Genomic DNA, 11,101 nt, shown 5'->3' with positions numbered 1-11,101 from the left:
CTATCGATAACTAATGGTAAGAAATAACCGCTAATTATAATAGTAGGAACTCTTTATTACCATCATTCGGAAAATTTATTTATTGCCATCCATACCACGGCATTTAATGCCAAGGTGTGACCGGAATAATGGAAATACTGTTTTTAGGCGAACCCTCAATAATCCTGTCACTATATGTCAAATAAACCAAAACGTTACGTTTAGGATCGTAGAACCGGACTACCTGCAACGATTTAAATAACAATGAGGTACTCTTCTTGAAAACTTCTTTGCCATCTTCATGACCATTTTTTACTTTTTCCGGTAAGGAAATCGGGCCGATCTGGCGGCACGCAATGGATGCATCCGATGTATCTTCAGCTACTCCCACTGTTCCGCTAATTCCGCCAGTTTTCGCCCGGCTGAGATAACACGTTGCACCAGGTATCTGCGGATCATCGAAGGCTTCAATCACAATTTTATCGTTGGCACCGAGCATTTTAAACTTGGTTGAGACACTTCCGATTTCTTCCGCCCATGAGGCATGCGATACCAGCATCATCACAACCGGAATTAACAAAGATTTCAAAGTATTCATTTTCTTATTCTCCATTAAAGCCCACATGAAATTTCTCAATGCAGCTTGAAAAGCTCTTAATAAAATTACGATACCGTACTGTCGATACCATCCATTCCCGTTCATGCAGGCAACTCTACAAATTCACGATTATGCGATGGAGTTATGGCAGACCAATTAGTTTCATGACTAATCCGGCAGCGATAGAAGATTATCAGGAATGTAATTTATAAATCAATCACTTTAATTCTGACTCAACATCAGATTTTTTTGTGTGGCGCGGATGGCGATCAACGATCGCCGGCAATTTTGAATGATCACCACCGGAATAATGAGAAGTGCTCAACAAGAAAGGGAGAATAAGCGGATAGAATGAGCAGCTAAGGAAATGTGAACTTACCCACGCGAGGCAGTTGCCATTGCTATATTTCAGTGACATCAGAAAGTTTCCTGGCAATTTGAAAGCCTCACTTCCCGCACTTCTTTGGTAGGCGCGATTGGATTCGAACCAACGACCCCCACCATGTCAAGGTGATGCTCTAACCAACTGAGCTACGCGCCTAAGAAGATCGGATTCTAACCGAAACAGATAGGCGCTACAAATAATATTGCAAACAAATACGCCGCAAACAATTAGTTTGCGTTAAACGCTAAACGTTGGGTTTTTAAATAGCATCCAACTTGACACCCAATTTTCATTTCTGTAGTCTTCGCCCCACTTACCTCAGGTGCTTTCAATTTTATTTTTTTGAAAGTTAAACGGGAAGCTGGTGCGCACCCATTCAATCGGCGTGCAAAGCCGGCACTGCCCCCGCAACGGTAAATGAGCAGAGGTCGATTGTAATGGATCATTCTTGTAGCAGAGCCACAAGATTATCTTTTCAAACAACCTCTTATAATCCGCACAATGCCACTGTGTTTGACACGGGAAGGCGCAGATTAGGAATCCATTCCACTCATGAGTCCGGAGACCGGCCCGAAGTAAACTCACAGCGGTATTGCGGAGGGCGATATGCGGCAGTTGAGCGGTACTCTTTCCAGAACCGCTTTTTTGTCCTATTCCGGATTCCTTCTGCATTCCAATTTTAGAATTTAACGACGCGCGGGTGTGCGCGAAGGAATCTGATCATGCAGAAATGCCGTTTAGCGGCAGTGTTATCGCTATGGATAGGCGCTATCCCTCATAGTTTCGCCACGATTATCGAGCATCAGGAAAAACCGATTATCATTACCGCATCCCGGACAGCACAAACAGCAGACACCGCGTTGGCTTCGGTGACGGTTATTTCCCGCAAGGACATCGAACAGCAACAGGCACGTTCGGTACAAGACTTACTGCGCGGTGTTGCAGGAATCAGCATTTCGAATAATGGCGGTATGGGTAAATCGTCGTTTGTGTTTATGCGCGGTACCGAATCCGATCATGTCTTGGTCATGGTCGATAACATCAAAGTCGGTTCGGCCACTTCCGGCACCACGGCATTTGAAAATATTCCCATCGATCAAATCGAACGCGTCGAAATCGTACGCGGCCCACGTTCCAGTCTGTACGGTTCCGAAGCGATCGGCGGCGTGATTCACATCATCACTCGCAAAGGCACTGGTAGCGGCTTCCGGCAACACTTGAATTTCGGTGGCGGCAGCTTCGGCACGTTCGAGGGTGCAACCGGCATGTCGTATAACGGTACACAAGGCTGGCTCAATCTGACCGCCAGCGGCATCGGCACCCAAGGCTTCAATGCTTGTAACGGCACCAGCAACGCTGGATGCTTTGTCGACACATCCGATCCTACACTCTTTGATCGCGATGGTTATCGCAATGTTGCAGGCAGTATGCGCGGCGGCTATCGTTTTCAGAACGGCCTGGAAATCGAAACCAATTTCATGCAATCCGCCGGAAAAACATATTTCGATGGTAGTTTTGTCAACAAAACCGTGTTGATGCAACAGGTTGTCGGTGGTGTCATCCGCTATGCGCCGACTACATTCTGGAATTTCAATTTGATTGCGGGCAGCAGCCGGGAAGATAGCGACAATTTCCTGAACACCACCTTCCAGACGCGGTTTAACACTACCCGTGATACCGTGTCGGTATTGAATACTTTCACTGTCGCCAAAGATCAGCAACTGACAGTCGGCATGGATTATCAGCGCGACCACATCAAAAGCACCGAAGCCTATACCGTAATGTCACGTAACAATTGGGGGGTATTCGCGCAACATCAAGCCAATATTGCTTCGCATAATTTGCAATTTTCGATCCGGCATGACAATAATCAGCAGTTCGGTAGCCGTGTCACAGGCAATGCCGGATGGAGTTATCCATTAGCGGACAAATTTTTATTGGTTGCCAATTTCGGCAGTGCTTTCAAAGCACCAACGTTTAATGAATTGTATTTTCCCGGCTTCGGTAACGCTACTCTCAAACCGGAAGATTCCCGCAGCTTTGAGTTCGGTACCCGCGGTCATGCAAGTTGGGGAAACTGGTCGATCAATGCGTATGAAACGCATATCGACAATTTGATCACGTACGATGCGAGAATTTTTGCGCCGAACAATATTGACCAGGCGCGCATTCGCGGTATCGAAGGTATTGTGTCCGCACAAATCAAGGAATGGCAAATCAATACCAATCTAACATTGATGGAGCCCGTCAATCGCGGATCGGGATCCGAACGCGGTAATATTTTGCCAAGACGCGCAGAACAATCATTCCGGTTAGATTTAAACCGCCAATACGGAAAGTATGCCATCGGCAGCATGTTACTGGTGGAAGGTGAACGCTATGACGACTTAGCGAATACACGTAAACTGGCAGCATACGTAAAATTGGATTTACGCGCAGAATATCTACTCGCGCCAAAATGGCGTTTGCAAGGCCGCATCGACAATGTCTCCGATGAACACTACGAAACCGCGGCGTTTTATAATCAAGCCGGACGAAGCTTCTTTGCCATGATCCGTTATCAACCTTAAAAGGAGTATTACATATGCTGACTTTATCCACTCGCCATCAAATTGCTATTGGCTTGCTGCTTGTAATCCTGATGATGCTTACGCGCAGTCATCATTTCGCCACAATCCATAACCTCGCCGATGCGTCTTGGGCAATTTTCTTTCTGGCCGGTATTTATCTACGCTCCGCATGGCCCTTGCTGGGATTATTCGCTTTGGGCTGGGGGTTGGACATTGCTGCCACCACCTGGGGTGGCGTCAGTGATTTTTGCATGACGCCAGCCTATCTTTTTTTACTGCCAGCCTATGCATCATTATGGTTTGCCGGACGTTGGTACGCAAAACGATATCAATTCGCATGGCGCACCATCACACCGCTTTTCATCAGCATACTGACGGGCTTAACGCTGTGCGAACTATTCTCCGGTGGCGGATTTTATTTCTTCTCTGGCCGCATCGCGGAAACCAGCTTCGCTGAATTCGGTGAGCAATTGCTCAAATACTTCCCGCTCTATATCGAGACATTCCTTTTTTACGCCGGAATCGCTGCCGTAATTCACGTGCTGTTTACGTTGATTGACCAGCAATTCAATTCACGCAACACCTCCGCGGGATAACGACATGACCGATTCCGGACGTGCCGAACGTTATCGCGCGCGCATGCAACGCAAAAAAGAAGTGATTGATGCAGCCATTGCGCGCGCGGACCGTGAGCAAGGATTGCTGCTCATCCTAACCGGTAACGGCAAGGGCAAATCCAGCTCGGCCTTCGGCATGATGGCGCGAGCACTGGGACACGGCATGCGCGTCGGCGTGGCGCAATTCATCAAAGGCCGTTCGGATACCGGTGAAGAAGCTTTTTTCCGCAAGCAGGATCATGTGGTATGGCATGTTCTGGGTGAAGGATTTACCTGGGATACGCAAAATCTGGAGCGCGATACGGAAACAGCCCGTCACGGCTGGGCAGTGGTGCAAACCCTATTGAACGATCCGGCATTCGATTTGATTATCCTCGATGAACTGACGTATCCGATCAAATTCGGCTGGCTGGATCTGAATACTGTCTTAAATGATCTCAAAAACCGCCCGCCCATGCAGCATGTCGTGATTACCGGACGCGGCGCACCCGATGCGCTGTGCGAAGCTGCGGACACCGTCACTGAAATGACCGACGTCAAGCACGCCTTCCGCGCCGGTATCCAGGCACAGAAGGGAATCGATCTGTAATCAGGCGCCACCTTGAACACGCGAACACTGATGATCCAGGGTACTACGTCGGATGCCGGCAAAAGCATGCTGGTCACGGCATTGTGCCGCTGGCTGTCGCGTCAAGATATCCGCGTCGCGCCATTCAAACCGCAAAACATGGCGCTCAATAGTGTCGTCACCGCCGACGGCGGGGAAATCGGTCGGGCTCAAGCAGTGCAAGCCTTGGCCGCCGGATTGGCGCCGCACACCGACATGAATCCGGTATTGCTGAAACCCAATACCGACAAAAAAGCGCAAATCATCATTCACGGTCATGCCATCGCCAATATGGATGCCGGTGTTTTTCACGACTATAAATCGGTGGCATTAAGAGCGGTGCTTGAATCGCACACACGGCTCAGTAATCAATACGACCGGATCATCGCCGAAGGCGCGGGTTCGCCGGCGGAAATCAATCTGCGCGCCCATGATATTGCCAATATGGGCTTTGCCGAAGCGGTCGATTGCCCGGTCATCCTCATTACCGATATCGATCGCGGCGGCGTTTTCGCGCATTTGGCGGGTACATTAGCGCTATTAAATGAAAGCGAACAAGCACGCATTCAAGGTTTTGTCATCAATCGCTTTCGTGGGGATAAAGCATTGCTCGACCCCGGATTGGATTGGCTGGAACACTATACCGGCAAACCGGTACTGGGTGTCATCCCTTACTTGCAGGGTTTACACCTTGAAGCCGAAGATGCTTTACCCCATTTCAGCGCTTCTACGGTATCGCCGGAACAAAAACATTTCCGCATTATTGTTCCCGCACTACCACGTATCAGCAACCATACCGACTTTGATCCGCTGCGTTTACAGCCGCATGTTCATTTGCAATTCATCGGTCCTGGCGCAACGATCCCATCTGCGGACCTCATCATTTTACCGGGCTCGAAAAGCGTTCGTGCAGATCTGAATTGGTTGCGTCGACAAGGTTGGGAGCAAGCAATCCATCGCCATTTACGCTATGGCGGGAAATTGATAGGCATTTGCGGCGGTTTTCAAATGCTTGGCAGGTTGATACATGACCCTGACGGTCTTGAAGGTGAAGCCGGCAGCGCATCCGGATTCGCATTTTTTAATATGGAAACAACGCTGAAAGCCGATAAAATACTCCGCAACACACAGGGAAGATTTGCTGCCAACGGGGTCGCCATAACAGGCTACGAGATTCATACGGGAGTCTCCGCTCACCATTCGCATTATCAACCTGCCTTTCATTTGGCGCATGGAGATGATGGCGCAATCAGCGACGATGGATTGATACTGGGAACCTATCTGCACGGCATTTTTGAGTCGCCCCTCGCGTGCAATGAATTATTAGCCTGGGCCGGATCCGATGACTCTGGCGTCACCTTTGATTACCATACCATACGCGATGCCCAGATCAATCGTTTAGCGGATTGTGTCGATCAATATTTGGACACCGCGCAATTGTATCGTTTACTCAACTTGCATCCGAATACACCATGATAGCGGCAAAAACATTGATTCTCGGTGGTGTGCGTTCCGGCAAAAGTCGTTTGGCGGAACGTTTGGCAACGGAAAGCGGATTTCCAATCACGTATATCGCAACTGCCACTATCGGGGATGAAGAAATGCGTGCAAGAGTTGCCGTGCATCAAGCGCGGCGGCCACGCCACTGGCAAGTCGTGGAAGAGCCTTTGCAACTCGCATCGGTATTAATTCAACACGCACATGAAACGCGTTGTCTATTAGTCGATTGCTTGACGCTCTGGTTGACAAATTTACTGATACATCCGGATACAACGCAATTTGAGATCGAACGCGCGGCATTCCTTAATGCACTACGCTCAGTACCCGGCAAACTGATTCTGGTCAGCAACGAAACCAACCTGGGAATCATGCCAATGGGCGAATTAAGCCGCCGCTACTGCGACGAAGCCGGCTTGCTGCACCAGGAAATCGCACAGCATTGCGATCAAGTGATTCTAACCGTCGCCGGATTACCGCTCGCGCTCAAAGGAGAATCTACTTGACTCGACTCATTGCATACAATTGGTTGAATGCTCCATTGGCCATCCCCAATGCGGAAATAGGCCGTTTAGCGCAGCTGCGTCAAATGCAACTTACAAAACCTCCCGGAGCTTTGGGGCGCTTGGAAGAAGTTGCTATCCGGTTGGCAGCCATGCAAAATACTGTCAAGCCTGATGTCAAGCAAGTACATATCACAATATTCGCAGGGGATCATGGAATTGCAACCGAAGGGGTTTCGGCATTTCCGCAATCGGTTACCAGCGAGATGATTAAAAATTTCGAACAAGGCGGCGGCGCCATCAATGTGCTCGCCCGCATGCTGGATGCCGAACTGGAAATAGTCAACTTGGGAACCGTGCTCGATGTGCAAACACCGGATGATAGTGTTAAGCATTATTTTCTGGGACCGGGTACGGCTAATTTTTCCCGGGAACCGGCAATGTCACAAGAACAACTAAACATGGCATTGGCTGCCGGTTATGACGCCATTGAACGCGCCCGTCACACTGATAACCAATTATTCATTGGCGGCGAAATGGGTATCGGTAATACCGCCAGCGCCACCGCGCTGGCCTGCCTGTTGCTCAATGAACAGCCGATACGATTAACTGGCGCCGGCAGCGGCCTTGATCACGCTGGTGTTATGCGGAAAGCCAGTATCATTTCGCATGCTTTAGGCTTGCATAAACCGCATATTCATTCACCGTTGGATGCACTGCGTTACGTTGGAGGATTTGAAATCGCCGCTTTAGCAGGCGCATATCTTCATGGCGCACAAATCGGCATGCCCATGCTTGTCGACGGCTTTATCAGTACCGTTGCAGCTCTAACTGCCGAGCGTATTTCACCTGGATGTATCCGTTGGTTCATTTTCTCTCATCGATCAGCGGAGCCTGGGCACGGTATTGTGCTAGCAGCCATTGAGGGAAAACCATTAATAGCTTTGGACATGCGATTGGGTGAGGGCAGCGGCGCCGCAGTCGCGGTCAATCTGCTGCGCATGGCATGCAAGTTGCATAACGAAATGGCGACTTTTTCCGAAGCGCGGATTTCACAAAAAATTGATGCATCGTAACCATGTCAACCTTTATTGATCTGCTCCGGCATGGTGAAACCGCAAGCAAATTCCGCTATTGTGGCAGCACCAACCATCCACTCACTCCCTTCGGTTGGACGCAAATGTGGCAAGCTATCGAAAACCATCCCACCCAGTGGCAGCAAATTGTCACATCTCCACTCGCACGGTGCGCGGATTTTGCCCGAGTGATCGGTCTACGATATACCATTCCCGTTGCCTACGACGAGCACATTCAGGAAATCCATTTCGGCGATTGGGAAGATCGGTCATCAACAGAATTGATGCAAACCGATGCTGATGCTTTAGTCAGTTTCTGGCAGAATCCGCTTAACCACCCACCGCCAAATGGTGAACATCTACTCAATTTCGAGGCGCGCGTTTTATCGGCTTGGTATGCAATTCAACAGCAATTTGACGGGAAAAAAGTTTTACTCGTAACACATAGCGGCGTTATCCGAATCATAATCCGCCATATTTTGCAATTATCTCTCGAGCGTATGCTGGAATTAGAAATTAAGCATGCCAGCATTATGCAAATTCAAATTGATTCCGACCAGTCATCTCAAGCAATACTGATTTCCGGCCTTAAATCTCAATCAGAACATTGCTCATCTTAGGATAGAAGTAAATGGACGCAGATGTAACGGTTTAATACTCGTTACATTGCTTCAGTTGAGTGTGCCTATTAGTAAACAGAATCCTCTGGAAAAGGTATTTCCAATCGTTCATGATTCAACAAACTTACTTGTTGAATCAGCATATTGATATCCGACCAACCCGATTTGTCAATAGATGGAATCCAGCGTGCTCGTAAATAACCATTGCGGTCAATCAGAAACTCCAAGTGATCCGGAACCGTGCCGCGCCCAATAATATCCGGATTATTCATAGTCCTACGCCACAATGCATAACTGCTCGTAATTTCTTCCGCACCCTGAATCACAATTGGAAAAGGCAAATCGGCGGTGATCTGCGTCAATTCCTCAGAAGTAAGCTCTCTTGTTGGCACTGCCAATAATGCGATGTTCTGTTCTCTCAATTTATCGTAAAAAAGCTTGAGTTGTTCTATTCGTTGCTGCGATTGCGGCCATGAAAAATTGACTAATAATACCGGTTGATTTTTGCGAAAATCCTGCAATGCGCCATGACTGCCATCATGTGTTGCATATGAAAAAACCGGTGGTTTTGCAAAAGCTTTATCAACCACAACTTCGGGCGAAAGAATACGCGCCTGATAGCCTCTCGATAGTGCATGGATAAAATTAATCAAATCCCAGCGATCTTCTTCCGGAATTTTATCAGCATAGCCCGGCATATCGGTATTCACCATTCCGTAACTGATCCAATGATAAAAATCACCAGGTGTGTGATCATTAACATGTAATTCCATTAGTAAATCTGGCAACTTGGTTGATAATGTTCTTGATTTAATTCCATTGCCTTTCCCCTGAATACCATGACAATCGACGCAATGTTGACCATAGAGCTTAACGCCATTAGCTATCGAAATCGTATCAAAAGGAACTGGTGATCTACGATAAGTTTCTGGATGAGCTTTGATCGTGAGAGGAGGTAACGCCATCGCAAACCCTGATGTCAAAATTACCATCGGAATAATTATTAAACGACTTTTGCTCCAATTACGAAATTGCCCCCACTTAAATACGACAAGAGCAAGAATTACGATTGCAGCGCCAATCCAAACCTGTGTAGCGACTCCTGGCTGACTCCAAGTTGCATCTATCGAGAACCGAAACGAAAATGGCCAATTCTCAATAGGAGTATGCTTTGCCGGTGTTGTATGTGAAATAATGGTCGCCAACAGTACCAAAACAAATGCCAGGAAAAATTCGATACGCACCCATTTCCAAATCTTGTTCCGGCTGTCAGCTAATTTATCTTTTGTTTGTTCATTAGCTAGCAGCGCAGGTAACCAATGTGAACGAACTTGCCAGGCGATCAAGAGAATAATTCCAAGCAAAGCCAATTTTGAACTTAACAACCAGCCGTAGCGAGTAGCAACCAAAGCAGCATATTGATCTTCGAATACGCGATCGCTCACGATAATCCCGGTTAGAATAATCAATATCATGGTCGGGAAAGCTATTGCGGAGAAACGCTTTACTGTACCAGCGGTTAATAAATAGGTGCGGGTATCCTCGTATTGTCTTGATGTATGTAATAGGAGTAACAGAGCTGGTAAAGCCCCAAACCATATACCTGCAAGAATCTGATGAAAAGCGTAAGGTGCAATGGTAATTAGGGAAAAGTCTTCAGCAGCGCTATGGCTAACAAATGAATTTGCAATGAGCGGCAATGTCGCAACCGCAGCACAGGCCATATAGTGCCAGCGAACACGGGATACTTTGCTAAGATAAATTACGAATATAAGGAGTAAAACTGCAAATGCGAAACGACCTATCCAGATTTGCCCAACTCTGGTTTCACTCAGAAAATTCCACCATACGTCAGGCTGCTCCAAGCTGCCCATATTTCCAGTCAGCTGTAGAATAGTCGTAAAAACAATGACCAATAAGCCTATGGGAATAGTGATCGCAAGCCAGGGAAATGAACATTCTAATTTTTCAAGCCATTTTTTTGCGAATGCGGATTTATCTGTACTTAAAATAAATAGAAAAACACAGCTACCCAATAAAATCAGATTTGCCGCAAGTTGAAACCAACGTGCAATTGTGGCAATAACTTCAAGCATTTTTGCTACATTTTATTTTTTAACATTAAAATCAAAATTAGACTCGATGACATGCCCGTCAACCGACATAACACGATAATGCACGGTATAACGACCGGGTTCAAGTTGAGGTAAATTCAGCACAATCGATTTAGGATCATCCACAATAGATTCAGGACTATTTGTAGTCACTACATTGTGCTGTGAGTCCTTAATTGTTACAGATGCATATGCTCCCTCTATCTTTTCATTAAACCAAAGTTGAATATGCTTGGGCGGCAAAGTAAGCGTCGCTCGGCGCGGTGGATCCGATTTGACTAATGCCGCGTGAGCCATTACCGAATTCACTTGGAATAATATTGAAAGCAAAAACATAAGTACTACAAAAACCGTAATTTTCTTAATATCGGAACTACACAATTGTTTTTTTTGCACAGTCTTTTCCTCAATATTTATAATTTATTCGTGCGAGTTGGATTCTCTTTATAAGGATGAGTTCAATAACTCATCCTTGATCTTCTCTCAAATTGTGCTTCAGCTAGAGGAATGCGATTTACCTAAGCAGGACTGGCTC

General features: G+C 47.2%; 10 protein-coding genes, 1 tRNA gene and 1 riboswitch. Of the genes, 7 read left to right on the top strand and 4 right to left on the bottom strand.

Going from position 1 to position 11,101, the window contains the following annotated elements; all coding sequences use genetic code 11:
* Positions 1–103: 103 nt before the first annotated feature.
* Both KF839_RS04815 and KF839_RS04810 read right to left on the bottom strand, forming a co-directional pair.
* Positions 104–577 (bottom strand): CreA family protein, encoded by a 474-nt coding sequence (locus KF839_RS04815; protein WP_292916703.1) that lies wholly within the window; start codon positions 575–577, stop codon positions 104–106.
* A 464-nt stretch (positions 578–1,041) separates the two neighbouring features.
* Positions 1,042–1,118, bottom strand: a tRNA-Val gene (locus KF839_RS04810).
* A gap of 147 nt (positions 1,119–1,265) precedes the next feature.
* Positions 1,266–1,550: riboswitch (cobalamin riboswitch) on the top strand.
* 134 nt (positions 1,551–1,684) lie between these two features.
* Between KF839_RS04810 and btuB the strand changes: the two genes are divergently transcribed.
* Genes btuB through cobC form a run of 7 tightly spaced genes read left to right on the top strand, consistent with a single transcriptional unit; the run spans position 1,685 to position 8,452 of the window.
* Entirely contained in the window at positions 1,685–3,532 is a 1,848-nt protein-coding gene (gene btuB / locus KF839_RS04805; protein ID WP_292916702.1) for a TonB-dependent vitamin B12 receptor, read from the top strand.
* A gap of 14 nt (positions 3,533–3,546) precedes the next feature.
* On the top strand, positions 3,547–4,128 hold the full coding sequence (locus KF839_RS04800) for a hypothetical protein (protein WP_292916701.1): 582 nt from the start codon (positions 3,547–3,549) through the stop codon (positions 4,126–4,128).
* Between the two features lie 4 nt (positions 4,129–4,132).
* Positions 4,133–4,738, top strand: a complete 606-nt coding sequence (gene cobO, locus KF839_RS04795; protein ID WP_292916700.1) for a cob(I)yrinic acid a,c-diamide adenosyltransferase — start codon at positions 4,133–4,135, stop codon at positions 4,736–4,738.
* A gap of 30 nt (positions 4,739–4,768) precedes the next feature.
* A complete protein-coding gene (locus KF839_RS04790) occupies positions 4,769–6,232 on the top strand; it encodes a cobyric acid synthase (protein WP_292916836.1) in 1,464 nt (487 codons plus the stop codon).
* Positions 6,229–6,759 (top strand): bifunctional adenosylcobinamide kinase/adenosylcobinamide-phosphate guanylyltransferase, encoded by a 531-nt coding sequence (gene cobU, locus KF839_RS04785; protein ID WP_292916699.1) that lies wholly within the window; start codon positions 6,229–6,231, stop codon positions 6,757–6,759. The genes KF839_RS04790 and cobU overlap by 4 nt, the downstream gene beginning before the upstream one ends.
* Positions 6,756–7,832: a nicotinate-nucleotide--dimethylbenzimidazole phosphoribosyltransferase gene (cobT, locus tag KF839_RS04780; protein WP_292916698.1), complete on the top strand. Its 1,077-nt coding sequence runs from the start codon at positions 6,756–6,758 to the stop codon at positions 7,830–7,832. Before cobU ends, cobT begins: the two co-directional genes overlap by 4 nt.
* Before the next feature lie 2 nt (positions 7,833–7,834).
* A complete protein-coding gene (gene cobC / locus KF839_RS04775; protein ID WP_292916697.1) occupies positions 7,835–8,452 on the top strand; it encodes an alpha-ribazole phosphatase family protein in 618 nt (205 codons plus the stop codon).
* A 68-nt stretch (positions 8,453–8,520) separates the two neighbouring features.
* Here cobC and KF839_RS04770 read toward each other — a convergent pair whose 3' ends face one another.
* Entirely contained in the window at positions 8,521–10,548 is a 2,028-nt protein-coding gene (locus KF839_RS04770; protein WP_292916696.1) for a CopD family protein, read from the bottom strand.
* Positions 10,549–10,560: 12 nt separating this feature from the next.
* Positions 10,561–10,962: a copper resistance CopC family protein gene (locus tag KF839_RS04765; protein ID WP_292916695.1), complete on the bottom strand. Its 402-nt coding sequence runs from the start codon at positions 10,960–10,962 to the stop codon at positions 10,561–10,563.
* Positions 10,963–11,101: the final 139 nt, after the last annotated feature.

The organism is Nitrosomonas sp. (genome assembly GCF_019635155.1).
GTDB lineage: Bacteria > Pseudomonadota > Gammaproteobacteria > Burkholderiales > Nitrosomonadaceae > Nitrosomonas.
This window is presented reverse-complemented; position numbering and strand designations above follow the sequence as displayed.

What these genes read in the sequence shown, in the direction of transcription:
- KF839_RS04815 (WP_292916703.1), bottom strand. Translation starts at nt 577, where the DNA reads ATGAATACTTTGAAATCTTTGTTAATTCCGGTTGTGATGATGCTGGTA.
- btuB (WP_292916702.1), top strand. Translation starts at nt 1,685, where the DNA reads ATGCAGAAATGCCGTTTAGCGGCAGTGTTATCGCTATGGATAGGCGCT.
- KF839_RS04800 (WP_292916701.1), top strand. Translation starts at nt 3,547, where the DNA reads ATGCTGACTTTATCCACTCGCCATCAAATTGCTATTGGCTTGCTGCTT.
- cobO (WP_292916700.1), top strand. Translation starts at nt 4,133, where the DNA reads ATGACCGATTCCGGACGTGCCGAACGTTATCGCGCGCGCATGCAACGC.
- KF839_RS04790 (WP_292916836.1), top strand. Translation starts at nt 4,769, where the DNA reads ATGATCCAGGGTACTACGTCGGATGCCGGCAAAAGCATGCTGGTCACG.
- cobU (WP_292916699.1), top strand. Translation starts at nt 6,229, where the DNA reads ATGATAGCGGCAAAAACATTGATTCTCGGTGGTGTGCGTTCCGGCAAA.
- cobC (WP_292916697.1), top strand. Translation starts at nt 7,835, where the DNA reads ATGTCAACCTTTATTGATCTGCTCCGGCATGGTGAAACCGCAAGCAAA.
- KF839_RS04770 (WP_292916696.1), bottom strand. Translation starts at nt 10,548, where the DNA reads ATGCTTGAAGTTATTGCCACAATTGCACGTTGGTTTCAACTTGCGGCA.